General features: G+C 27.7%; 23 protein-coding genes. 12 read left to right on the forward strand and 11 right to left on the reverse strand.

Annotated elements, in window-relative coordinates; all coding sequences use genetic code 11:
* The first annotated feature begins 16 nt into the window (after positions 1-16).
* Positions 17-2,629, forward strand: coding sequence for a preprotein translocase subunit SecA (gene secA, locus ACQY5W_RS01080; RefSeq protein WP_428023079.1), 2,613 nt, complete (start codon positions 17-19; stop codon positions 2,627-2,629).
* Between the two features lies 1 nt (position 2,630).
* Positions 2,631-3,839, forward strand: a complete 1,209-nt coding sequence (locus tag ACQY5W_RS01085; protein WP_428023080.1) for an ABC transporter permease — start codon at positions 2,631-2,633, stop codon at positions 3,837-3,839.
* Between the two features lie 10 nt (positions 3,840-3,849).
* Here ACQY5W_RS01085 and ACQY5W_RS01090 read toward each other — a convergent pair whose 3' ends face one another.
* The gene (locus ACQY5W_RS01090; protein WP_428023081.1) at positions 3,850-6,639 is read right to left on the reverse strand and encodes an AsmA-like C-terminal domain-containing protein; all 2,790 of its coding nucleotides are present in this window, start codon (positions 6,637-6,639) and stop codon (positions 3,850-3,852) included.
* Position 6,640: 1 nt separating this feature from the next.
* Between ACQY5W_RS01090 and mltG the strand changes: the two genes are divergently transcribed.
* The 6 genes from mltG to ACQY5W_RS01120 all read left to right on the forward strand — a co-directional run bounded on the left by mltG (position 6,641) and on the right by ACQY5W_RS01120 (position 12,786).
* Positions 6,641-7,732 carry an endolytic transglycosylase MltG gene (mltG, locus tag ACQY5W_RS01095; RefSeq protein ID WP_428023082.1) on the forward strand — a complete coding sequence of 364 codons (1,092 nt, stop codon included), beginning with the start codon at positions 6,641-6,643 and terminating at the stop codon, positions 7,730-7,732.
* A gap of 124 nt (positions 7,733-7,856) precedes the next feature.
* Positions 7,857-10,049 carry an NADP-dependent isocitrate dehydrogenase gene (locus ACQY5W_RS01100; protein WP_428023083.1) on the forward strand — a complete coding sequence of 731 codons (2,193 nt, stop codon included), beginning with the start codon at positions 7,857-7,859 and terminating at the stop codon, positions 10,047-10,049.
* A 74-nt stretch (positions 10,050-10,123) separates the two neighbouring features.
* Positions 10,124-11,071, forward strand: a complete 948-nt coding sequence (gene mdh, locus ACQY5W_RS01105; RefSeq protein WP_428023084.1) for a malate dehydrogenase — start codon at positions 10,124-10,126, stop codon at positions 11,069-11,071.
* Positions 11,072-11,081: 10 nt separating this feature from the next.
* Positions 11,082-11,372: a heavy-metal-associated domain-containing protein gene (locus ACQY5W_RS01110; RefSeq protein WP_428023085.1), complete on the forward strand. Its 291-nt coding sequence runs from the start codon at positions 11,082-11,084 to the stop codon at positions 11,370-11,372.
* A gap of 18 nt (positions 11,373-11,390) precedes the next feature.
* A complete protein-coding gene (locus tag ACQY5W_RS01115) occupies positions 11,391-12,170 on the forward strand; it encodes a hypothetical protein (protein WP_428023086.1) in 780 nt (259 codons plus the stop codon).
* A 235-nt stretch (positions 12,171-12,405) separates the two neighbouring features.
* Positions 12,406-12,786, forward strand: a complete 381-nt coding sequence (locus tag ACQY5W_RS01120) for an STAS/SEC14 domain-containing protein (RefSeq protein ID WP_428023087.1) — start codon at positions 12,406-12,408, stop codon at positions 12,784-12,786.
* Between the two features lie 21 nt (positions 12,787-12,807).
* On the opposite strand, the gene ACQY5W_RS01125 is transcribed toward ACQY5W_RS01120, so the two are convergent.
* From ACQY5W_RS01125 to ACQY5W_RS01140, 4 genes are all read right to left on the reverse strand, one after another.
* On the reverse strand, positions 12,808-13,383 hold the full coding sequence (locus tag ACQY5W_RS01125; protein ID WP_428023088.1) for a superoxide dismutase: 576 nt from the start codon (positions 13,381-13,383) through the stop codon (positions 12,808-12,810).
* Positions 13,384-13,520: 137 nt separating this feature from the next.
* Entirely contained in the window at positions 13,521-14,111 is a 591-nt protein-coding gene (locus tag ACQY5W_RS01130; protein ID WP_428023089.1) for a hypothetical protein, read from the reverse strand.
* A gap of 68 nt (positions 14,112-14,179) precedes the next feature.
* Entirely contained in the window at positions 14,180-15,337 is a 1,158-nt protein-coding gene (locus tag ACQY5W_RS01135; protein ID WP_428023090.1) for an NAD(P)/FAD-dependent oxidoreductase, read from the reverse strand.
* Positions 15,338-15,345: 8 nt separating this feature from the next.
* The gene (locus ACQY5W_RS01140) at positions 15,346-15,672 is read right to left on the reverse strand and encodes a hypothetical protein (RefSeq protein WP_428023091.1); all 327 of its coding nucleotides are present in this window, start codon (positions 15,670-15,672) and stop codon (positions 15,346-15,348) included.
* A gap of 133 nt (positions 15,673-15,805) precedes the next feature.
* Here ACQY5W_RS01140 and ACQY5W_RS01145 point away from each other — a divergent pair, with 133 nt between their 5' ends.
* Positions 15,806-16,684, forward strand: coding sequence for a DnaJ C-terminal domain-containing protein (locus ACQY5W_RS01145; RefSeq protein WP_428023092.1), 879 nt, complete (start codon positions 15,806-15,808; stop codon positions 16,682-16,684).
* Between the two features lie 12 nt (positions 16,685-16,696).
* Positions 16,697-17,077 (forward strand): heat shock protein transcriptional repressor HspR, encoded by a 381-nt coding sequence (locus ACQY5W_RS01150; RefSeq protein WP_428023093.1) that lies wholly within the window; start codon positions 16,697-16,699, stop codon positions 17,075-17,077.
* Positions 17,078-17,091: 14 nt separating this feature from the next.
* On the opposite strand, the gene ftsZ is transcribed toward ACQY5W_RS01150, so the two are convergent.
* The 6 genes from ftsZ to arsC all read right to left on the reverse strand — a co-directional run bounded on the left by ftsZ (position 17,092) and on the right by arsC (position 24,130).
* Positions 17,092-18,222: a cell division protein FtsZ gene (gene ftsZ / locus ACQY5W_RS01155; RefSeq protein ID WP_428023094.1), complete on the reverse strand. Its 1,131-nt coding sequence runs from the start codon at positions 18,220-18,222 to the stop codon at positions 17,092-17,094.
* Entirely contained in the window at positions 18,222-19,610 is a 1,389-nt protein-coding gene (gene ftsA, locus ACQY5W_RS01160) for a cell division protein FtsA (protein ID WP_428023095.1), read from the reverse strand. The genes ftsZ and ftsA overlap by 1 nt, the downstream gene beginning before the upstream one ends.
* Positions 19,611-19,613: 3 nt before the next feature.
* Entirely contained in the window at positions 19,614-21,077 is a 1,464-nt protein-coding gene (locus ACQY5W_RS01165) for a peptidylprolyl isomerase (protein ID WP_428023096.1), read from the reverse strand.
* A gap of 67 nt (positions 21,078-21,144) precedes the next feature.
* Complete coding sequence (recD2, locus tag ACQY5W_RS01170; RefSeq protein WP_428023097.1) at positions 21,145-23,427, reverse strand: SF1B family DNA helicase RecD2; 2,283 nt, start codon at positions 23,425-23,427, stop codon at positions 21,145-21,147.
* Positions 23,427-23,783, reverse strand: coding sequence for a hypothetical protein (locus ACQY5W_RS01175; RefSeq protein WP_428023098.1), 357 nt, complete (start codon positions 23,781-23,783; stop codon positions 23,427-23,429). The genes recD2 and ACQY5W_RS01175 overlap by 1 nt, the downstream gene beginning before the upstream one ends.
* The gene (gene arsC, locus ACQY5W_RS01180) at positions 23,783-24,130 is read right to left on the reverse strand and encodes an arsenate reductase (glutaredoxin) (protein ID WP_428023099.1); all 348 of its coding nucleotides are present in this window, start codon (positions 24,128-24,130) and stop codon (positions 23,783-23,785) included. The genes ACQY5W_RS01175 and arsC overlap by 1 nt, the downstream gene beginning before the upstream one ends.
* Positions 24,131-24,207: 77 nt before the next feature.
* Here arsC and ACQY5W_RS01185 point away from each other — a divergent pair, with 77 nt between their 5' ends.
* Together ACQY5W_RS01185 and ACQY5W_RS01190 are read left to right on the forward strand one after the other, a co-directional pair.
* Positions 24,208-26,247 (forward strand): flagellar hook-length control protein FliK, encoded by a 2,040-nt coding sequence (locus ACQY5W_RS01185; RefSeq protein WP_428023100.1) that lies wholly within the window; start codon positions 24,208-24,210, stop codon positions 26,245-26,247.
* Between the two features lies 1 nt (position 26,248).
* Positions 26,249-26,524: an EscU/YscU/HrcU family type III secretion system export apparatus switch protein gene (locus ACQY5W_RS01190; protein ID WP_428023101.1), complete on the forward strand. Its 276-nt coding sequence runs from the start codon at positions 26,249-26,251 to the stop codon at positions 26,522-26,524.
* The last annotated feature ends 29 nt before the right edge of the window (positions 26,525-26,553 follow it).

Raw genomic sequence — 26,553 nt, forward strand, 5'->3', positions numbered from 1 at the left:
AAAAGGACTATATTTTATGTTAAATATTTTTTCAAAAATTTTTGGTACTAGAAATGATAAAGAAGTAAAAAGATATAAAAAAAGAGCAGAAGCAATAACTTTACTTGAATCAAAATACGAATCGATGAGTGATGATGAACTTAAAGCTGTATTTGAAGCTTTAAAAAATGATGTTAAAAATGAATCTGTAAAATTAAATGATATTTTAAATGATGTATTTGCAATAACTAGAGAAGCTAGTAAAAGAACTCTAAATATGAGACATTATGATGTCCAATTAATCGGAGGAATGGTTTTAAATGATGGAAGAATAGCAGAAATGAAAACAGGTGAAGGTAAGACCTTGGTTGCCTCACTACCTGTTGTACTTAATGCTATGACAGGTAAAGGTGTTCATGTTGTAACTGTAAATGACTATCTTGCAAGTAGAGATGCTTCTGAATTAGCTCCATTATATAACTTCTTAGGTTTTAGTGTTGGTGCTATTTTAGGTGGTATTAAAGATGAAGAAGAGAGAAAAGCACAATATGCTTGTGATATAACATATGGTACTAATAATGAGTTTGGATTTGATTATCTAAGAGATAACATGAACTATGATTTAAATGAGTGTGTTCAAAGAGAACATTACTTTGTAATTGTAGATGAAGTAGATTCTATTTTAATCGATGAAGCGAGAACTCCACTTATTATTTCAGGTCCTTCAAATAGAAAAAGCTCAGATTATGTAAAAGCAAATGAAATAGCACAAAAACTTGAGCGTGGTGAAAAAATAGAACCAAAAAGAGCCGATGAAAAAACTATTACAACTGGTGATTTTATTGTTGATGAAAAAAGCAAATCAGTTCTTCTAACAGAACAAGGTGTAAAAAGAGCCGAAGAATTATTTGGTGTTGAAAACCTTTATTTACTTGAAAATGCAACACTTTCGCATACTCTAGACCAAGCACTTAAAGCTCACTATGTATTTGAAAAAGATGTTGATTATGTTGTAAAAGACAATGAAGTAATAATTGTAGATGAATTTACAGGAAGATTAAGTGAAGGTAGAAGATTTAGCGAAGGTTTACACCAAGCCCTTGAAGCTAAAGAGAATGTTTCTATTCAAGATGAATCACAAACATTAGCAGATATTACATTCCAAAATTATTTTAGAATGTATGAAAAATTAGCTGGTATGACTGGAACTGCGCAAACAGAAGCAACTGAGTTTGCAGAAATTTATAACTTAGATGTTGTATCAATACCAACAAATGTACCTGTACAAAGAATTGATAAAAATGACCTAATTTACAAAAGTGAAAGGGAAAAATTCAATGCAGTTTGCGATAAAATCCAAGAACTTCATAAAAAAGGTCAACCAGTACTTGTAGGTACTGCTTCTATTGAAAAATCAGAAAAACTACATGAAATCCTTAAACAGAAAAAAATCCCTCACACTGTTTTAAATGCAAAACAACATGAAAAAGAGGGAAAAATTATCGCTGATGCTGGTCAAAAAGGTGCAGTTACAATTGCAACAAATATGGCTGGACGGGGAGTTGATATTAAATTAACTCAAGAGATACTTGACCTTGGTGGATTAGCAATTATAGGAACTGAACGACATGAAAGTAGAAGAATTGACAATCAGTTAAGAGGAAGAGCTGGAAGACAAGGTGATGTGGGTGAGTCTCAATTTTATTTATCATTAGAAGATAATTTATTAAGAATCTTTGGAAGTGATAAAATAAAAGGTATCATGGAAAGACTTGGAATAGAAGAAGGTGAGCATATCGAATCAAAAATGGTTACACGTGCTGTTGAAAACGCTCAGAAAAAAGTAGAATCAATGCACTTTGAAAGTAGAAAACATCTTTTAGAGTATGATGATGTTGCAAATAAACAAAGAAAAGTAATCTATAGCTTTAGAAATGATTTATTGAACCCTAACTTTAAAATAACTGAAAAACTTGACGAAAATAGAGCTGAATATATTGCAAATTTACTTTTAAATGCAAATATTATCAATGGTATGCCTGCAGAAGATTTTGATTATGATTTTATAATCAATAAAGTAAAAGAAGAACTAAATTTAGAGTTATCATTAGAAAATATCAAATCAGAATCTTATGAAGAACTAGAAGAAAAACTACTTACTATTATAAAAGAAGTATATGAACATAAAATGAGTATAGCTGCACCTGAACAAAAAGCAGAGATAGAGAGAATTCTTTACTTACAAATCCTTGATAACGCTTGGAGAGAACACTTATACTCAATGGATACATTAAAAACTGGAATTGGTCTTAGAGGTTATAACCAAAAAGACCCATTAGTTGAGTATAAAAAAGAATCATATAACATGTTCTTAGAACTTATAGCAAATATTAAAAATGAGATAATTAAAGTATTATTTACAGTTCAACTAAGAGATTCACAAGAAGAAGAGAAAGAAAAAGAGGCTATTGAAGCAATGAGAGCAAAAATGGCAGAAGCAGCTGAAAATATCTCTACAAATTTTGAAAACGAAGCAAAAGCAGAAAAAAGAATAGCAAGAAATGACCCTTGCCCTTGTGGTAGTGGTAAAAAATATAAACAATGTTGTGGAGTTAGTGGTCCTAAAAGAGGATTAGCAGCAGGTAAATAACTTGAATAATCAACTTATTAACTTCATTGTAAAAAAATATCTAAAATTTGACAAAAAAAATCCATTTATCTCAATAAGTGCAATCTTAGCATTTGTTGGGGTAGCAGTTGGTGTAATGGTGCTTATAATCACTATGGCAATTATGAATGGAACTGCTAAAGAGTTTGAAAACAAACTTTTTACTATGAATTATCCCCTTTCTATTTACTCAAAATTTGAAAATGGTATAAATAATGAACTCTTGGAAAGACTTGAAAAAAAGTTTCCAAATCTTAAATTTTCTCCATATATTTCCTCTCAATCAATTATTCAACATGATGATAAAATGTCTGGTGGCCTTATCTTTGGAGTAGATTTTAAAAGAGAAGCTCAAATTAACTCAATATATAAAGAAGCCATCAAAAATTTAACTCTAAGTAAATACGACATTATCACTGGTTTAGGGATATCTGATAAACTATACTTGTATGAAAGTAGTAAAGTAACTATGTATTTTACAGCACTAAATCCAAGTGGTTTTTCAATGATGCCAAAAATGAAAAGATTTAATTATAAAAACTCTTTTCGATCAGGTCTTAATGCTTATGATAACTCATATATGTACACTTCAGTTGAGGCTTTAAGAACAATATTAAGAAAAAATGATGATTATTATGATGGAATTCATATTTACTCAAATGATGCTTTCAATGACATCAATTTAATTCAAAATGAACTTCGAGATTATCCTGGTGTAGGAGTGATTGGATGGTGGCAACAAAATGGAAACTTTTTTGCTGCAATGGCACTTGAAAAAAAAGCTCTATTTGTAGTACTTATGCTTATAATACTTGTAGCATCTTTAAATATAATCTCCTCACTTCTGATGACAGTTATGAGTAGAAGAAAAGAAATTGCCCTACTTTTATCAATGGGTGCAACTTCAAAAGAAGTTAAAAAGATATTTTTAAAACTTGGAATTGTGATAGGATTTTCTGGTATATTAGTGGGAGTATTTTTAGGATTTTCTGGTATTTTTATTCTTGATAATTTTAATATTATCTCTTTACCTGCAGATGTTTATGGGACAAGTAAACTTCCACTTGAACTTGATATGATTGATTTCATATCTATACTAATAGGTTCTGCTTTGATTGTAATTTTATCTTCTTACTACCCTGCTTCTAAAGCAACTAAAATTGATGTAATTGATGTACTTAGAAATGAGTAAACCTTTAAAACTATTCAAATAGTTTTAAAGGGGAAGTTATAATTCTCTTAAAGAAATTAACAGGTGCACTTATAGAATCTTTTGCAAGATTTGTCTCTATTTTTGGATCATTTAAATCTCCAGTAATATCAACTTTAGTTGATACTCTTTTGTCATCACCTAAAAACAAATAACTAACACCTGGTATATAATTAACAATTTTTGTATAATCTTTCATAAAAATTAAATCAACACTACCATTGATGAGTGAGTCTTTTAAATTTATAGTTGCATAGCCATCAAAATCAACAGAATTTCCAATTGTATGAATCTTTACTAAATTTAGAATTCTATTTTCAAAATCATAAGTAAAATCAATATATCCCTCATTTACAGCATAACCATTTAAATTAAATCCTCCATTTGTAACCATCCCAAAAACAGCAGGAATAGCTAGAAATGGATTAATTAGTGCTGGAGTTGTATTTACTAAAGTTATAATATTGTTTAACACATTTAAATTTAGTAGTCTATTTTTATCAAAAAGCATTTTACCACTAATAATAGTATCTTTCCCACTAGCTTCTAGGGAAAAAGTTCCACCTTTTATAAGCTCTTTATCAAAAAATGTATTTACAAAACCATCATTAATATTTTTTACACTTAAATTTATATTTTTATCTAAATCTTCAATAAATTTTATTTTTCCACCTAAATAATCCAAATTAAAAACAGTTTTTTTATCACTGTAAAGAATAATATATTTATCCGCCAATACCTTATATTTATCATTAACTAATATATTTGAATTCTTTGCATCAATTTCTACTTTTTTAAATCTATTTTTTTCATCACTATTTAAATCATATATCAAATCCAAACCATTTAATTTTAGATTCATTTCATCATTATTTTTTACTGTTAAATCTAGTTTATTATCTTTTGAAACAACTTTTACTACATCTTTTTTAGAATAACCTTCTATATTTAAAGTATCAAGTTTTTTATCATTGTCTTTTATTGGAATATCCAACTTTCCAAAAGTAGCATCAAAAAAGACATCATCTTTTATAACATCAATATTTGAATCAATAGAATAAAAACTATTATCTTTTAATAAAATGTTAGAATTAATTAATCTTATACTTAAATCTTGTGTTAAATTATTTTTTTTCTCATCATCCCTTAAATCTACATCATAAGAGTTTAAAACAATATTTACTTTATCTTTTATGATATTGATTTTTAGGTCATTTGATTCTGTATTTATGGAAGTAGAATTAGTATCTATTAGTCCTAAAAGTTTTAAACTATCAATCTTCTTGTCATCTTTTTTTAAAGGTAAATCAAGTTCATATAAATTTGCTAAAAAGCTTATAATATTTTCATCTTCTAATTTAATATCTAAATTACCTTTTTTAACGTTTATATCTTTTAAAAGTTTTGAATATGGATAAAGTTTTTCGATATCCTTTATTTTGATATCTGTACTATCTTTTTGAAATAAAATTTGTGTTCCAAGATCATCAATTGTAAACTTTGTATTTTCAGTAAAATTTATTCCAAAATCAACTTTTCTATTTTCTATTTTTACTATTTCCTGATTATCACTTTTTATTAAAAACTGATTAAATAAAGCATCACCCTTTGAATCTAAAGTTTTAATATCAATTTTAAGATTAACCTTGGCATTTATCATATCTTTATGTACAAAATCAGTATTTTTAATAATTACATCAGTATTTATTAAATCAACACTTCCCTCTTTTGAATAAAATTCAAAATCATTTATCTTAAAGGTTGAATCTTTTGATTCAAATACACCAAATGTCTTCATTGGTGCATCGTAAGGTATGTATAGATGTACATTTGCATCTGTTGTACCAGATATTTGTTTTATAGGAAGATTTATCTTAAATGCTTTTAAAATACCTAAAACATTATCATCAAGCATATGCGTAGCTTTTAGTGTAACGTCAACATGACCATATTTTAAACTTGTCATATCTTTTATATCAACAAAACTACCATCAACACTTATACCTTTAAATGTTGGTTTTTCTAAGTTTATTAAGAGATTATCATTTTCATATGACACATTAATTAATGGAGTTTTAACCACATCAACATCATTATGAAATTTAACCTTTGCATCAGTAACCCTTGCATACCCTTTAATACTTTTTAAAATAGGTGTCAAAGTATTTAAATTTACTTTCCCATATAAATAATCTAAATAATATTTCCCTTCAACATTATCATACATCCAAGATTCTGCAATTTTGTCTGTTCTAAAATAGTTTTTCAAAAACTTTATATTAGCCATTTCACCAGAGTTTATAAAAAAATCAAGCTCTTTTTTATTTGATTGAATATTTAAGTCACCAGAGACCAAATCTTTATATAGATATTTCCCTAAAAAAACCAAAATATTATTATCAAAATCTAATTTTATTTTTCCCAATAAAAGTAAATTTATATCTTTTAAATAAATTGAATAGACATCTAAATTTAATAAATCACCTGTTTTTGAGTATTGTGATGCAACATTGATAAACTTATTATCTAAATATATAAAGTCATTATCTAGTCGGATTTTAAAAATATTATCAGCAATTTTTATTGTCTCAATATCAATACGTTCAAACATACTTAAAACCATAGGTGTTTTATTTAAAATTGATTTTATATCTTCAAAGGAGCTTTGTACTTTAGTTTTTTTATCTTTTATAACTAATTCATCTATTTGTAAAATAAGCTTTTTATCAATTTTTAAATAGAATTTCGAAACTGAAAAATCACCAAAAGAGAACGAATCCAATTTGATACCATTAATTAAGAAAAAAACTAAAAATGATAATAGTGATAAAAAGAACAAAATAAACGCAATAATTTTTTTTAGTAACATTATAGAAATAATCCTAGTATTAAGTATCATTATACTTTTTTATATAACTATCCCTTTGTCATCATCAAAAGTAATTTTTATACCTAAAGGGAGTACAAATTATATTATAACATACCTAAATAAATCAGGCTATGAGTTAAATATAATTGATAAAGTAATTATCAAAGCAAAAGGTTATCCTCAAAGTGGTTGGATTGATTTAAAAACAACAAAAATGACAAAAGCTGATTTTATAAATAAACTACTTACTTCAAAAGCAGCACTTAAAACTATTACTTTAATCCCTGGTGAAACAGCCTATTTCTTTTTAAAAGAAATTTCTGAGAAATTTCATCTATCGTTTATAAAACTTCAAAAGGCTTATGATAACTACTCATATAAACTTGATGGTAATATATTAGCAGAAACATATAATCTTCCAATTGGGATGGATGAAGATCACTTGGTTTTTTATTTGATATCATATACAAACAAAAAATATGAAGAGTTTTCAAATAAAATTTTTGGACACTACATAAAAAATAGTTGGTATAAATATCTAACAATAGCCTCTATAGTTCAAAAGGAAGCAGCAGACATAGATGAAATGCCAATAGTTTCTAGTGTAATTCAAAATAGACTTAAAAAAAGAATGCCTTTACAAATGGATGGTACACTAAATTATGGAATTTATTCACACACAAAAGTAACACCTAAAATGATTAGAGATGATATCTCTTCATATAATACCTACAAGTATGCAGAACTTCCAAAAGATCCAATTTGTGCAGTAAGTTTAGATGCTATTAAAGCAGCAATTTTTCCAGCCAAAACTGAATACCTATATTTTTTTAGGGATAAATCAACTGGTAAACACAGCTTTACGAAGGATTACAAAGAACATATTAATAATATAAATCGATTAAAAAATATAAAAACTCCTCAAAAAGAGACAAAAATATTTCCCAAAAAAAGTGATTCAAAAACTACCACAGATGTAAAAACTCTTTGGAAGACTATTAATTAATTGTGAAGTATTGAAACAAGAAAATTAAACTGTTTCTTTATTGATAGTTATTTGAAATATTATGATTAAAATAATGATAATATGACCTACACGAAAACTTTAACTAACTAACCAAGGAACAAAAATGTCAAAAATCATTTACACAAAAGTTGATGAAGCTCCTGCTTTAGCTACTTATTCATTTCTACCAATTATCAAGGCTTTTACAAAAAGTTCTGGTATAGAAATGGTTACAAAAGATATCTCATTAGCTGGAAGAATTTTAGCTAACTTTCCGGAGAACCTAACAGAAGACCAAAAAATTGGTGATCATTTAGCTGAACTTGGTGAATTAACTCAAGACCCAGATGCAAATATTGTAAAATTACCAAATATTTCTGCATCTATTCCTCAATTAAAAGCTGCAATTGCTGAATTACAATCAAAAGGTTACAAGGTACCTAATTATGATGAATCAGAAGAAATCACAGCTAGATATTCTAAAATCTTAGGATCAGCAGTTAACCCTGTATTAAGAGAAGGAAACTCTGATAGAAGAGCTCCAAGTGCTGTTAAAAATTATGCAAAAAACAACCCTCATAGAATGGGTGAATGGACAAAAGATTCAAAAACTGAAGTTGCACATATGGATAGTGGAGATTTCTATGGTTCTGAAGTTTCTAAAACATTTGATGCAGCAGATGATTTAAAAACTACATTTATAGCAAAAGATGGTTCAGAAACAGTATTAAAAGCTTCATTACCTATACTTGAAGGCGAAATTGTTGATGCAACAGTTATGAGTGCAAAAGCATTACAAGAATTTTATGCAAAAACAATTGCTGAAGCTAAAGAGAAAGATGTATTATTATCTTTACACTTAAAAGCTACGATGATGAAAGTTTCTGATCCAATCATGTTTGGGTTTGCAGTTAAGGTATATTTTAAAGATTTAATTGCTAAACATGGAGCACTATTTGATGAATTAGGTGTAAATTTTAACAATGGTTTAGGTGATTTATACTCTAAATTAGAAAATGTTGATGCTGCTAAAAAAGCTGAAATAGAAGCTGATATTACTGCTGTTTATGCTTCTCAACCAAGACTTGCAATGGTAAACTCTGCAAAAGGAATTACAAACTTACATGTACCATCTGATGTTATTATTGATGCTTCTATGCCAGCTATGCTTAAAGGTGGTGGTAAAATGTGGAATGCTGATGATAAAGAAGAAGACACTATTGCTATGATTCCAGATAGATGTTATGCACAAGCATTTAAAGCAGTAATTGAAGATTGTAAAGAAAATGGTAAACTTGATGTTACTACAATTGGTACTGTTCCAAATGTTGGACTTATGGCACAAAAAGCTGAAGAGTATGGTTCACATGACAAAACTTTCCAAGCTGCTGGTGATGGTAAAATTGTTGTTACTGATAAAGCTGGAAATACAGTATTCTCATTTGATGTAGAAAAAGGTGATATTTTCAGAATGTGCCAAGCCAAAGATGCTCCAATCCAAGATTGGATTAAATTAGCAGTTTCAAGAGCGCGTCTTTCAAATACTCCAGCAATTTTCTGGTTAGATGAAAACAGAGGTCATGATGCTGAAATGATTAAAAAAGTTAAAAAATACTTACCAGACCATGATACTACTGGATTAGATATTTCTATTATGGCTCCATTAGAAGCTACAAAAGTTTCTTTAAAAAGAATGAGAGAAGGGAAAGATACTATTTCTGTTACAGGAAATGTTTTAAGAGATTATAATACTGACCTTTTCCCAATTTTAGAACTTGGAACAAGTGCTAAAATGCTATCAATTGTACCATTAATGAAAGGTGGAGGATTATTTGAAACTGGTGCTGGTGGATCTGCTCCTAAACACGTACAACAATTCCAAGAAGAGTCTTATTTAAGATGGGATTCATTAGGTGAATTTATGGCATTAGCTGCTTCTTTTGAACATCTTGCTAACACTCAAAATAATAAAAAAGCTCAAGTTTTAGCTGATACTTTAGATAAAGCAACTGGAACTTTTTTATTAAATGATAAATCACCTTCAAGAAAACTAGGTGGAATTGATAATAGAGGAAGTCATTTCTATCTTGCTATGTATTGGGCACAAGAACTAGCAGCTCAAACTGCTGATGCAGAGCTTGCTGCAGAGTTTGCTCCAATTGCAAAAGCAATGACTGAAAATGAAGATAAAATCATGGCTGAATTAGTTGCAGCTCATGGAAAAGCTTCTGATATTGGTGGTTATTATTTACCAAATGAAGAAAAAGCAAATAAAGCGTTAAGACCAAGTGCTACATTAAATGCAATTATTGGGTAACTTTTAATAGCTATTCTTTCAAAGGTAGGTGTAAAAGCCTACCTTTTTTTATTTACAAATTTTAAAGGAAAAATATGAAAAACAAAAAAGTTGGAATTATAGGAGTTGGTAATGTTGGTTCAACACTTGCTTATACTTTAGCTTCAAAAGGAATTTGTGAAAAAATAGTTTTAAAAGATATAAGAGAAAATATTGTAAAAGCAATGGCTTTAGATATCTCACAAGCTGCAAATGCTGCAAGCTCTGATACATTTGTATATGCTGCAAAAGATTCAAGTGACTTAAAAGATTGTGATGTTATTGTTATAACTGCAGGATTACCAAGAAAACCAGGTATGAGTAGAGATGATTTACTTCTAACAAATGCAAAAATTATGAAAATTGTTATAAAAGATATTGAAGAACAAGCTCCAAATGCAATTATAATTGTGGTATCAAATCCTTTAGATGTAATGGTTTATACAGCATTAAAGGTTTCAAATTTTCCAAAAAATCAAATTATAGGAATGGCAGGCATATTAGATAGTGCCCGAATGAGTCACTTTATTTTAGAAAAATTAGGTTACGGTGCAGGACAAATCGATGCTTCTGTTATGGGTGGACATGGAGATGATATGGTTCCCCTACCAAACTTCTCAACAGTTGCTGGTGTTCCACTTGACGCTGTACTTAGTGAAGAAGATATAAATGATATCGTAGAAAAAACAAAAAATGGTGGAGCACAAATAGTAAAATACCTTGAAACAGGTTCAGCATACTATGCCCCTGCTCACTCTACTTCACTTATGGTAGAAGCAATTTTAAATGATAAAAAAGAAGTATATCCTTGTGCTGTATTATTAGAAGGTGAATATGGATATGAAGATATAGTTTCAGGTGTTCCTATTATGCTTGGAAGTTCAGGTATCGAAAAAATCATAGAACTAAACCTAACAACTGAACAAAAGAAACTATTTAAAAAATCAATATCTTCAGTTAAGGAATTAGTTGATACACTAAATAAAAACAATTTTTTTGAATAAGGAGTAACTTATGAAAAAAACATATGAAGTAAATAACGTAAAATGTGGTGGTTGTGCAAATACACTAATCACATCACTAGAAAAAGATTTTGGAAAAGTAGAAGTTGATTTAGATGTTCACCCAAGAAAAATCACTTTAGACATTGATGAGAGCCAAGAAGAGGCTTTAAAAGTAAAACTTAGAGGATTGGGCTACCCACTTGTTACAGATGAGCTTAGTGGCTTTGAAAAAGCTACTACTACAGCAAAGAGTTTTGTTTCTTGTGCGGTGGGAAAATTTAATGTAGCTACTTCTAAATAAAACTACGTATTAAATTTAATGAATAAACATATAAATCAAATTTGTCAATTTCAGCAAAAGATACAAAAGTTTTTTTCGCCTTTAAATAAATTTCAATCTAAAGTAAATCCTTATTATAATGCAATATCTAAAATTGGAAATACATATAAGCCTTTATTTGATCTTCAAAGTAAAATTAATAAAGGATTACAAAACTATTCAAAAATATTTAAAAATGCAATTATAATTTTGGGAGAAGAAGGATGGTTCATAGATGAAGAAATGCCTTTATCCTATATAAAAAAAATTGAAAACACTATTAAAAATAATAAACCTCTTATAAAAGATATTCAAAAAGAATTGATTGACTATTATAATTCTAATTTAAATCAAATTGAAAATTCAATAATTAAAAATTTTCCAAATAGAAGCCAAATTATTTCTTCTGCTATTCAAGCACATAGAGAAAGAAAATATGAATTATCAATTCCTGTTTTATTAACACAAATAGATGGTATATGTTATGAAAAATTGGGTAAATACTATTTTATGAAAAAAAGAGGCTCTCAGCTACCTCAGACAAGTGATTATCTTGAAGAATCAATACATAATGAATTTGAAAAATCAATATCAATTGGGCTAACAAAAAGTTTTCCAATCAATCATTCCATAAAACAAAGAAAAGAATATAATAATTCAAATACATTTAATAGACATCAAATTATTCATGGAGAAAGTATTGACTATCCAACAAAAATAAATAGTCTTAAAGCTATTTCTTTAATTAACTACATATCTCAAATTTTATCAACGAAATAACATACTTGAAATTTTACTCACTCCTAAGCTCCCGCTATGGAATTAATACTTCAATTTTAAACATTTTGTATCTCTAAAAGAATAAGTCAAAAAAAGATAGTATAAATACTTAACTTTAATACTAATTTAATATATTATAAAAAGACCATTAGGTCTTCAAAAGAAAATATACTTTAAATTTCTCAAAAATTGGAGTAAACTTATAAAAGTAGAACTTTTATAAAAGGAATACATCATGAGAACTCAAAAACACAAACTCACAGTTGGCATACAAAAAGTCAATAGTAGTATTTTACTCACTATTAAAGCAGTAGGTACACTTACCCATGAAGATTATGAAACAATAACTCCTATGATTGATTCAGCCCTTGAAGGTATTACAAATCCTAAGATTAGAGCTATTGTGGATTGTACTGAACTTGATGGCTGGGAACTTGAAGCTGCTTGGGATGATTTGAAACTTGGACTTAAACATGGAAATGAGTTTGAAAAAATTGCCATAATAAATAGTAAAACATGGATAAAAGTTGGTTCTAAAATAGCATCTTGGTTTATACAAGGTGAAGTTAAAAACTTCGAAAATGAAATAGAAGCCTTTGAATGGATAAATCAATAAAAGAGGAAAATTCCTCTTTTATTATTTAAGATTTTGAGCTACAAAATCCCAGTTAACTAATTTCCAGAAGTTTTCTAAATAAGCAGGTCTTGCATTTCTAGTATCAATATAATAAGCATGTTCCCACACGTCACATGTAAGAATTGGAGTTAAACCATCAGTTAATGGAGTTCCAGCGTTTGATGTACTTACAATTGATAATTTACCACTTGCATCTTTTACTAACCAAGCCCATCCTGAACCAAAGTGAGTTACAGCTTTGTTTGTAAATTGAGTTTTAAACTCTTCAACAGAACCAAAAGCTTCTACTAAAGCAGCTTCTACTTCACTTGAAATAGTAGATCCACCTGGAGTTAAACTATTCCAGAAAAAGTCATGGTTGTAAACTTGAGCAGCATTATTAAAAAGACCACCTTCAGAAGCTTTTACAATCTCAACTAAAGATAAATCTTCAAACTTTGTTCCAGCTATTAAATTATTTAAATTATTTACATATGTTTGATGATGTTTACCATAGTGGAATTCTAAAGTTTCTTTAGACATTAGAGGTTGCAAAGCATCCATTTCGTAAGGTAGTTTCATTAATTCGTGTTTCATTTTAATTCCTTTAAAAATATTGTTGTATAAAATGATACCCCTATATAATTAAAAAACAATAATAAGATTTAATTAGTTTTATATTTAAGAGAAATTTTTTTGTAATTTTTATTAAAAAAGGGACATTAGTCCCTTTTTTATTTTAGTAAGTCTATAAGAGGCTGTAAAGAAGCTTTCTTTTCCTCTTCACTCATTGAACCATCCATTGCATTTTCTTTTACATTTCCATTATAGATATTTGAAATATTTCCATTTTCATCAATCAAGTATGCAAAATAAGCTGTTTTTGTAGTATCAAATTGATTAAGAGAATTTACCATAGAACCATCATAATCATAAATCATAGGTATATTAGAGTTTTTTGTTAATTCTTCTAATTTTCCTGGAATTGCCCATTTTTTAATAAACCAAGGAGCATTTGAAATATTTGCAACCATTACATATGGCATATCAAGTGTAAAATAAGTTTTTAAATCTTTTACAACAGATAAAGAATCATGATTTCCAACTATTACTAGAGTTTTGATTCCTTTTTTAAATACATCACTTGAAGAAATAATATTTTTATTTCCTACTAACTCAATATTTTGAGGTAGATTTTCTAAACTTAACATACCATTTTGAACTACTTTTTCACTTATATTTTTTGGTTTTTCAGCTGTAAAATAAACAAGTAAACTAAAACCAATTAGACCTAAAAATACAATCTTTAAAATATTTTTTAACAATTTTTTTCCTTTTGATAAGATTGCAGGAGTTTAACTTTTTAATATAAATAAAATATTAATAAAGATTATCACTTTAATCTTCTAACCCATTTTTTAAATAATCTATCAACAACAATTTCATCATCTAAAGTATCTTTTTTCTTTATAAAATCAACCAATTTTTTTGCTAAATATGGAGATAAAACAAAACCTCTTCCACCCACTCCATTTAATAAAAAAAGATTCTCATATCTTATAAATCTATCACTTTTCACATATGTTCCATTCTTTAAGTATGGAAACATATTTAATGTTTTTTTTGAATCTATAATATTTCCAACTAAAGGAAAATAATCAAAACTACTAGCCCTAGGACCAAAATATTTTTTTAATACTTTTACATCATTTAAAGTTCTAATATCATTGGCTTTAGCTAAAAGTTCCAATGTATCCTTTTTGTATAACTCATTTGTATAACCAATATTAGATAAATTCTCCAAATCAGGATTTTCAAAAGCTTTATACTCTTTTTCTAAAACTCCATCAAACCTATGATGTGTGGCACCAATTGAGACTTTATATAAATCATCTTCTAACTTTTCATGTGAAGTTGATATAGAACACTCTTTATGATAGTTAAAGTCTATACAAGTTGTTGTAGAAATATCGATTCTTTGTCCCCAAACTGCTCTTATATTGATATATTCTTCTTTTATAAGTTTTATATCTGAACCAGTTGTCAAAATAAGATTTTTTGTCTTTATTTCATCATTAATAATCCAAAAATCTTCTTTTTTATATATATGTTTTACATCATAATTGAATAATTTATCTATATTAGAAGTTAATTTTTTACACATATCATAAGAAAATACTTGTGAGCCAATTTTAAAAAAATAACCACCCTCTAACTCTATCGAATCAAAATCAAAATGCTTTTTGTATTCTTCAAATTTTATCTTATCTTCATCATCTATTGGAACTCTTAAAACACCTTTTTGAACAATCAAATTTTCATCAAGATTCTTATAAAAATCAACAGCAAATTTTAAAGAAGTGGTAACTAAATCTTTAAATTTATTTGGTTTACCCAATAAAGGAGATAAGAATCCACCAGCTACTCCTGATGCAAATTGTGCAACATCATTAAATCTATCGATTAATAAAACATTATCATCTTTTAAAAAATGAGCTACACAAGATCCTGCAATCCCTGCACCTACTACTACATATTCATAATTTTTCATATTTTCCATTACTTTTTTAATAACCTAAAGTTTGGTCTCCAATATCCCCTACCACCTCTTAAACTAATACACCTAAATCCTTCTAGTTTACTTCTATAAAAACTTAGTCTCTCTTTAGTCGTTTTTCCCGTATCACAATAAAATAAAAATACAGTTTTATCTTTTGGCATTAAGGACATTTCATGAGGATTATAAGTAATATAATCTACATTATCGATTGGTTTTAATATTGTATCGACAAATATAATTTTAACACCATCTTCTTGGAGCTTTTCTTTGTATTTTAAGTACTCTTCTTGAGTCCATTCATCTTTTTCAAATATATTGTCATTCATTTAATGATTTTAGTATATATAAACTTTTTTAGCAATTAATTATAATTTTTGCTACTTTTTTTAATACCTTGATTGACTATGACTCAAGTTTGTGATATAATTGCGTATATATTATACGTTATATGGAGTTTTAATGGCAAAAAGTTTATACGAAACATTAGAGGTGAGTGATAGTGCCTCAAGTGATGAAATAAAAAAAGCATATAGAAGATTGGCAAGAAAATATCACCCTGATGTAAATAAAGATAAAGATGCAGAAGAAAAATTTAAAGAGATAAATGCAGCTTATGAGGTTTTATCTGACCCACAAAAAAAACAACAGTATGACCAGTATGGTGATTCTATGTTTGGTGGACAAAATTTCCATGACTTTGCTAGAGGTCAAGGTGGAAATGTTGATTTAGATGAAATCTTAAGACAGATGTTTGGTGGAGCTGGAGGCTTCGGTGGAAGTGGATTTGGTAGTAGAGGTTTTGGTGGAAGTGGATTTGGTGGATTTAACGAGCCTGATTTAGACATGAACGCACAAATTACTATTCCTTTTGATATTTCTATTCTTGGAGGTAAACAACAAGTATCTTTCAATAATGACTCTTTTGATATAAAAATACCAGAAGGTATTAGAGATGGTCAAAAAATAAGAGCAAAAGGAAAAGGTAAATCATACAATGGGAAAAAAGGTGATTTAATTATAAAAATAAATGTTGCTCCAAGTCCTGAATACAATCTTGATGGTGATACACTTATAAAATATTTTGATTTACCACTAAAAACAGCTTTATTTGGAGGAAAAATAGAAATAAAAACTATTCATAGAACTATTACTCTAAAAGTGCCTGAAAATACAAAACAAAATCAAAGATTTAGGGTAAAAGAGCTGGGAATACTAAATAGAAAAACTGGAACAAAAGGTGATTTACACTTAAAAGCTAACATTGTGTTACCTAAAGTTGAAAATTTAGATGAAGATGTAATTAATTTATTAAAAGAGAAATTACCAGAAACAATTTAAAAAGGGGAAATAATGGATACAAACTCATACACAGAACCTGTTTATTTGATTTCAGTGGTTGCTCAAATTCTTGAAATACATCCTCAAACACTAAGACAATATGAAAGAGAGGGGTTAATTACCCCTTCAAGAACAAATGGGAAAATACGTTTATACTCACAAAAAGATATTGATCATATTAAATATGTACTTAGACTTACAAGAGAATTAGGAATAAACCTCGCAGGTGTGGATTTAATACTTCAACTAAATGAAAAAATAAAAAATCTAGAAGAAAATGTGGAAAAATACAAAGTTAAATTAAGAGAGATTGATAAATTTGGAGTTGTACCATCTTCAAAAGCCTTAGTAATTAAAAAAAGCTCTTATGATATAGTCATTTTTGAAGAGTAGATAAAATTCTACTCTTATAAATGATATTGAACTACATAATCCCTCATCAATGGAGGAATATCTAAATAGTTTTCCTTATCTACTACTATTGTTTGTTTAGCTGTTTCTACAGGCTCTGATTCATTCATTTTAGTATCTGGCTTAGACTCAAAACCAGTTGCTACTATTGTGATTTTAACTTCATCTTTTTGTAATGAATCATCAGATGTTGTTCCAAAAATAATCTCTGCATTTGAATCAATTGTATCATGGATTTTTTCCATAACATTATTAATTGCAAACATTGAGATTTGTGGGTGGATATTAAAGTGAATTAAAATACCTTTTGCACCATTTAAAGACATTTTGTCAAGTAAAGGAGAGTTTGTAGCTGCATCTAAAGCTTGAATAGCAGCATCATCACCTTTAGCTCGCCCTATTCCCATAAGTGCCATACCTTTATGTTGCATAATTGTTTTAACATCTGCAAAGTCAGTATTAATATCACTATTTCCAGGATTTAAAATAACTTCACTCATCCCATTTACAGCTTGATATAAAATATTGTCAATAATTTTAAAGGCATCTTTCATACCAATATCTTTGTCAACAATATCAAGAAGTCTATCATTTGGTACTACAATTATTGAATCACTTACTTTTTTTATCTCTTCAAGTCCAAGATTTGCCAACCCTGCTCTTTTTTTACCTTCCCAAGTAAAAGGTTTAGTTACTACAGAAACTGTTAAAGCACCTATTTCTTTTGCAGCTTTTGCAATAATAGCAGCAGCACCTGTACCAGTACCTCCACCAAGACCAGCAGCAATAAAAACAATATCTGCACCACTTAGTGTATTTTTTATCTCTTCATAACTCTCAATAGCAGAATCTCTACCCACTTCTGGCTTCATTCCTGCACCAAGACCTTTTGTAAGCTTTACACCTAATTGTATTTTTTTAGGAGCTCTTGATATATTTAGAACTTGTAAGTCTGTATTTGCAGCAATTAAATCAATTCTTCTTGTGCCCTCTTGAATCATATGGTTGACCATATTACAACCACCACCACCAACACCAACTACAGTGATTTTTGCTACATTATCTGACAAAGTTTTATTTGGCATTTCAACTGTGATATCGTCCACTTTAAATAATCCATTATCCATTAAAACCACTCCGAAACTTTATTCCAAAATCTAGCCATACCTTTACCTTTATCACTCTTTGATATTTTAGGTAATTGTGTAGTATCTTCGGGTTTAAGTTTTATATCCATATTTGTTTTTTGTTCAACTTGTCTTGTATTTCTTTGAACTTCTTTAAATTCTTCTTTTTGAATAGTATTTTGTTTAATTACTTTTCTTCTTAGTTTTTTATTTGAATCTAGTTCAAAATTTCTATTTTTATCTAAAGAATAAAAAAGAAGTCCAACTATTGTTGACATTGTTGGATCATCAAAGTTCATATATCCATTTTTGATATTTTTAGGATTTGCAATTTTTATTGGTTGATTTTCAAAAACTAAAGTAGCCAACTCTTTAATCCCTTTTAATCTACTCATTCCACCTGTTATTACTATACCTGCATCTAAGTTATCAGCTATTCCACTTCTATTCAATTTTTGTTTTATTAGGATTAAAATCTCTTCAACTCTTGCATGAATAATATTTCGAATATCCACTAAAGATATCTCTTCTGTTACTTGTTCATCACCAATTCTAGGAATTTTGATTTTTTTAATAGTTAAATGGTCATCATCACTATTATTTGAAAGTAAACTACCATATTTAATCTTTATTAGCTCTGCTGCATTATGAGGGGTATGAAGCATAACCGATAGGTCATTTGTAATATGGTTTGACCCTACAGGTAAAAAATCTGTATATAGTAAAGAACCACCTTTATAACAAACAAACTCAGTAGTTGTACTTCCTATGTTTATTACTAAACTTCCAAACTTATTTTGCTGTTCATCTAAAACAGAAATTGCAGTTGCATATCCATTTAAAACAAAATTTGTAATTTCTATATTTGATTCTTTAAAAGCAGATTTTAGGTTTGTAAGAGCTGTTCTTTTTGCAGTTACAATATAAACTGAAACTTCTAGTCTAGCTCCATTCATATTTAAAGGATTATCAACATCTGCTGAATCATCCACTTTAAAAAAGATTGGAACAACATGGACTATTTCATATTCAGGAACAATAGTAGCATTATATAAAGCCATTTGCATAACTTGATTTATCTCATGTTCAGTGATTATTCCATTTGGAACATTTACACTTCCCATACTTCTTATACCTTTAGTATAAGAACCAGATATCGCAACTACAGTTGATTCAATTGGTTCAGAAGTGCTTCTTCTTGCTTTTAGTACAGCATTTTGTATAGATTTAGAGGCTAACTCAATATTTGTAATAAGCCCTTTATTAATTCCATCACTTGTTTCAATACCAGTACCTAAGATATTAATTTTGAAATCTAAATCATTTTTAGCAATTATTGCTGTAACATCAGTAGATCCAATATCTATTGCTAGAAGAGTGTTGCCCAATTTTTACTCCTTATTATCTAATGATGAAGTAACTTCATATCTATTTTCAAGATTTTTTATTAAACTAGTCATTAACTCTTCTTTTTGAAGTCTTAATAATATATCTTTTACAGATTTTTCTTGAGTTGTTGTATCTGTTCCAAGTTTGCTTGAATTGATTTTGTAAAGAACTACTTTTTCACCTAAATCAATTCTTCCTTCTTTGTCTTTAGACATAAAAAGCTTATTTAAAAAACCATATGCTTCATTTGGATTTAAACCTTTTATTTTATCAATTGATGTTCTACTAACAAACCCTAAATGCTCACCCTTAAAATCTTTCATTGCTTCTTTAGCTATATTATTTATTTTTTCACTTCTTTTAATATCTAAATAATCAGCTTTTACCATATCTTTTGCCATAGCAAAAGCTAAAGGTTTTGGATCAATTTTTTTGATTAATTTTACAATAGAAAAACCATCTGTTCCCTCAAAAGGTTTTAAAACATCACCAACAGTTGCAGTTTTAATTTCATTTATATTTTCAGCTGAAAAAGGTAGTTTATCTTCAAAAATAACTGTAGTTGCATCAAATTTCATCTCATCTTTTTTAAGTGCTAAATATTTTTTTAAAGCATCTTTTTTTGTAGCTTTTATACTTAATACTTTTATCATATCATCTTTTGCTTCTTCAAAACTTTTGATTTTTCCATCTTCTTTTTTATAATCAGTTTTAAATTTAGAATAGTGTTCTTTAAGTTCATCTTCTGTAGGAGAAACTGTTACAAAAGGCAATTTTGATATAGCCAATTCATAAGAATTTGTTGACATATATTTTATTTTATTGATATTCCAATAATCTCTTAAAATTGTGTCATCATAATCTATTTTTATTGATTTTGGATCTAATATTTGAATTGATAAATCATCTTGTGCAAATAATAATTTTGATAAATTATTCACTTCATTTGAAGAAGGATTAATATCAAATAATGATTCAACTTTTTGTAAAAGTAAATCTCTTTTTAGTGATTTTTCATAGGCAACTGCTGTTGTTCCATTTTGAGTTAAAACTCTAATATAAAGCTCTTTATCAAATTTACCATCTTTTATAAAAGCAGGCATTTTAACTAATTCTTTTGCGATATCTTCATCAGTTACAGTTAATCCTAAATCATCAGCATAAGATAAAATAAGATTTTTTTGAATTGCTAAATTAACTGCTGCCTCTGGAAGTCCAATTTTTTTAGCCATCTCTTGATTAAATTGATTTCCATATGCTCTAGCATACTGACCATATAGTGAAGAATATTCTCTTTGGTATTCTTCTACACTTATTTTTCTATCACCTACAACTGCTACTGCACCTGAAGACTTTCCATAGTCATAACTTCCCCAACCAACGAAACCAGCACCCACAAATGCTATTGTACTTATCCAAATTGTAATTACTAACCATTTTTTATGTCTTTGCATCCAAGTTATCATTCTAATAAAATCCTCAATAAAATTTTAGATATATTACTCAAAAGTAGCTTTTGGAAACGTTAAAGTACTAACTTAAGAGGTCATTTATTACAGATTCTCTTTTTGTTGTTTCAATTCTTTTACAAGCACCCTTAAAAGCATCCTCTTCTCCAACAATATAACACATACTTTTAGCTCTTGTAATTGCTGTATATAATAACTTTGTATTGTGCATAATATAGTGAGAAAAGCTCATAGGAATAAGAGCATTATCATACTCCATTCCTTGTGTTTTGTGTATGGTTAAACAATATGCTAAAGATAATAAAGAGTCTAAATCATCGAAATCATAAAAAACTACCATATCATCATTTGGATATAAAACTATACATTTATTCTCTTCAAAATCAAGTTTAATTATAAGCCCTAATTGTCCATTAAATACACGTCTTTCTAAAAAATCATTTGAACCTGTTCTATACATTTGCATAGTTTGAGCTCTCATGTTTTCATTTTTGATATGAATTACTTTATCACTTAGTTTATATTCATAAATTTTTGTTTTTTTTGATTCTTCCCTAGAGCTATTAAATATTTTTTGTAACTGATTATTTAGGTTTTCAACACCTAACATCCCACCTTTCATTGGTGTAATTATTTGAAAAAGAGTAAGTGCTTTTGATATATTTTTGTCTTTAATTAAAGCATAAAAATCCTTGATATATGCACTTGATATATTTAATATCATATTTAATATTTGTTCAGAATTTTGTCCTCTTAAATTTGAAAACTCACTTTGAGCTAAAGAGTTTTTAGAAGCATAATAATTTGAAATAGATACGTCCAAAAATTTAAAATCCTCATAATTTCCATTATAATCAGGGACATTACCTTGTCTTATTTCATTTGCAATTACAGCTATTGCTTGATTCTCATTTTGTCTATATATTTTTGTAAGTTTACATATAGGAGCTAGTTCAAAATTTATAGCATCACTTAATATATTTCCTGCTCCAATAGCTGGCAACTGCCCATCATCACCTACTATTATAAAAACTGTATCTTGACCAATTTTTGATATTATTTGATAAAACATAACAGAATTTACCATTGAAGCTTCATCAAGTAAAATTACTTTATATGGAAAATATTCATTCTCTTTGTGTTTTACAAAAAGTGATTGAATAGTAGAACTATTATAACCTGTAGTATCTGCTATTCTTTGTGATGCAATACCACTTAAAGCTATAGCGATAATATCATCATATGAATTTATTTCTTGAAGAAGTTCAAGAATTGCCCTACTTGATGTCGATTTTCCTGTTCCGGCATAACCTATTAAAAATAGTGTTTTATGACCTTCATTTATAAGTTCCACTGCTTTTCTTTGCTCTATACTTAAAGTAAAGCCTAAAGTTTTCTCTTTTTTATCCAAATACTCAGATATATTTGAAACAATTTTTTTCAAATATATGTCATTTTCTCTGGCTTTAAAAAACTCTAAAACTCTTTTTTCTGCAAAATATAACATTGAAGGAGCATATCTATTCTCTTTTGTTTTATAAATATCCTCTTCTAACTCCATTTTGGCTATTGCATTTTCATAAAGCATCTCTTCATTTTGAAATCTTAATGCTTCATCCAATAATCTAAAAAGGTGATACTTATCTATAGAAGAGTTTCCATTGTTATCGCAATATTCTCTTAAAGTATAATTCATACAAGCCATTATTCTAAAATCTGACTTTTCATCAATACCTAAAGCTTTTGCTATTTCATCAGCTCTTTTAAATCCTATACCTTTTATACGAATCAGTACGTATGGATTCTCTTTTATCACATCAATTAAATTTTCAACCTCACCAAACTCTGAATAAATTTTTGTAATAAGATTTGAAGTAACTCCAAATTTTGATAAAAAAGAACCCAATTCTCGTAAGTGTTTAAACTTTTGCCAGGATGCTTTTATGGTTGAAAGCTTTTTCTCTCTTATACCTTTAAAGTTTAAAAGTTCTTCTGGTTTGTTATTTAAAACTTCAATTAACTCTTCTTCATTATACTTATCTAGAAGTTCTAAAGCTACTTTTCGCCCTATTCCTTTAACTATTTTTGTTAAAAAGAAATATAATTCTTGTTCTTTTAACTCTAAAGTATCAAATGCAAATTGAATACCATATTTTTTATGTGTTACCCAATTTCCAGATAGTATAATATTTTCACCAACAATTTTTTCAATATCTGTATCAAAATATGTTCCACAAATTTTTTGGTCATTATCTAAAACTGCTATACAAAAACCAGTATCTTTGTTACAAAATAATACTTTTTTTAAAGTTCCTGAAAGTTTAAAACTTTTGTTTTCATCTTCCATTAATATCCATCATCAAATTTTTTATGTTTGTGTTTATCTTTTTTATAATTACTTTGATTTTTCTCTTTTTGTAGTAAATTTGCTTCTTTTAAAAGTCTATTTCTCTCTTCTTCAAAATTATCAGAGTGATTTTCTAAATATGAAAGTGTCAAATCAATAAACTTTTTTAAACTCGTCAAATAAACTGAAGTTAATTCAACACTTTTTACTCTTTTAGTATCTTCAAAATTTTTTAGTGTTCTTTGTTTAAAAATTATAAAATCAAAATCTTCTAGTTTTAATAAAGATACAGTTCTTGTAAAAAACTTTTCTAAAACTCTTATATACCTAATTCTTAATTGCTTATCATGTATCATTAAAAAAGTTCGTCTATTTTTTCTAAAGGTCTTGCAATAACTGCACTTCCATCTTTTATTATAACTGGTCTTTCAATCAATTTTGGATTATCAACCATTGCTTGAATTAATTTTTCTTCATCATTTTCATTTTCTAAGTTTAATTCTTTATATATATCTTCTTTTGTTCTCATAAGTGTTCTTGCACCAACTCCTAACATTAAAAGAATCTCTTTAATATCTTCTTTTGTTATCTTGGCATCTAAATATTTTATTATTTTGATATCTAGTTTTTTCTCTTCTAGATAGCTTAAAGCATCTCTTGATTTTGAACATCTAGGATTGTGCCAAATTGTTATATCTTGCATAGTCTTCCTCTATTTCAATTTTTGTTTTATTATACCAAAAAAGATTTATGATTTAATTTTATGCTATACTTTGTACTATGTTAATCTCTACAAATACACAACTTAACATTTTAGTAGCAAACAATACAAATAAAGTATTGAAAGAGGTTTTAAAAGAAGCTGACGTTAAAACTTTAACTAGCCAAAATAAAGATTTAAACGTTTCTACCTTACTTAAAACTCTTTTTAACAATATTCAAGATAATTCAAAATCAAATGAAACAGTACTTAATTTATTAAAAAATTCTAATTTAAATAAAGATTTGGGCTCTTTTACTTCCAACTTACAATCACTTATAAAATCTTTACCAGATGATAAAAGCACAGATGAATTAAAAACATTTTTACAAAAGTTTTCAATCACACCTGATCAAGCTACAGCCAAAAATGTTGAAGGACAAATCCAAAAAAGTGGTATATTTTTAGAATCAAAACTTTTAAATCAAGTTACCAATCCAAATAGTAAAAATGAAAATAGCTTATTGGATGATATGAAAGCAGTTTTACTAAAAACAAAAGCTCAATTGGAAACTTTGATTAATAATCAAGGTAAAAACCAAACACAATCAGCAAAAAAACTAGAACTTCCTCAAAATAATACAGTACAAGTAAATCAAACAACCAATAAAGAGAACAATCCTACAATAAATACATTAAAACAAATAGATAAACTTTTAACTCAAATTAAAACCCTAGAGACTCCAACTATAAAAGAAACATTAATTAGAAGCGATACTACAAATGAAATAAAACCTACTCCTCAAACATCAAATACACAAAATATTAAAAGTGATGCTCCAATATTTAATGAAATCAAAACTCTTTTAACTAAAGTCCAATCACAGTTTCAATCACAAATTTCAAATCAAAGCAACACTCAAACTTTACAAAAAACTGAAATACCATCACCTATTAGTCAACAAATTATTCAAAATGTAAGTAAAGAAAATATCAATATCCCTGAAACATTAAAACAAATAGATAAACTTTTAACACAAATCAAAAATTTAGAACCTACTACTATAAAAGAACAAGTAATCAAACCAAGTATAAATAGTGATACAAAACCAATTCAACAAGCACCTATTCAACAAAATAGTACTAATACACAAACAATCAAAGCTGATTCTTCACTATTTAATGAAATCAAAACTCTTTTAACTAAAGTCCAATCACAGTTTCAATCACAAATTTCAAATCAAAGTAACACTCAAACTTTACAAAAAATGGAAATACCATCACCAAGTAATCAACCAAAAATAGAGGCTCAAACTACTTCACAACTTCTTCAAATAAAAGCAGAGCTTTTAAAAACAGAAATACCAATACAACAACAAAATCAGGCTGTACCAAAAGAGAATATTAACACAGCTGAAACCCTAAAACAAATAGATAAAATATTAAATCAATTAAAAAACCTTGATTCATTGAATACAAAAGATGCCCCAATAAAAACAAATCTTAACTTTGACTCTTCTAAAGGTACGATGCAGACAAACACTCAAATAATAAGAACTGATTCAAATTTATTTACAGATATTAAAAGCATACTGTCAAAATTACAAGTTCAATTCCAAAATCAAGTAAATAATCAATCTCAAATTCAAGAAGAGATGAAAACTATCACTACAAAAGAGAGCGATCCAAGTGATACTTTAAAACAAGTTGATAAACTTTTGACGCAAATTGATTATCATCAACTTTATTCAATTGCAAACTCATCAAATAATGTTTACATCCCTTTTTTATGGGATTTATTAGAAGATGGCTCCATAGATATTAAAAAAATTGATGAAGAGAAATTTTATTGTTTGATTGATTTGACGCTTAAAGATTTAGGTAAAATAAATTTACATCTATATTTATATGAAGATGATAAATTAGATGTTTCTATTTTTGTGGAAAAAGATGATACAAAACAATTAATAAGACAAAAAGCTACGGCATTAAGACAAGAGTTAAATAAAACAGCCATAAGTGTAATTGGATTGAATATATATACTTTAAAAGAAGATACAAAAGAGAATATTTATAAAATAGATGATAATTTTGATTTTGGTGTAAATATTAAGGTTTAAAATGGAGAATGAAAAAAAACTACTAAAAGTAGCTGCATTAAAATATAATATAAAAGAAGATAATGCACCCAAAATGGTTGCTAAAGGAAGTGGTGAGCTTGCTTCAAATATTATCAAAATAGCAAAAGAGAATAATATTCCCATAAAAAAAGATGAAGATTTAGTAGAACTTTTAACTAAATTGGATGTAAATCAGCAAATTCCAAACAATATGTACAAAGCAGTTGCTCAAGTTTTTGCTTTCATTTATGATTTATCAAAACAAAATAAAAACTAATGATATGCTAGTATAAGAGTATTTATAAT

Source organism: Arcobacter sp., assembly GCF_050300555.1.
In the GTDB taxonomy this organism is placed as follows: domain Bacteria; phylum Campylobacterota; class Campylobacteria; order Campylobacterales; family Arcobacteraceae; genus Arcobacter.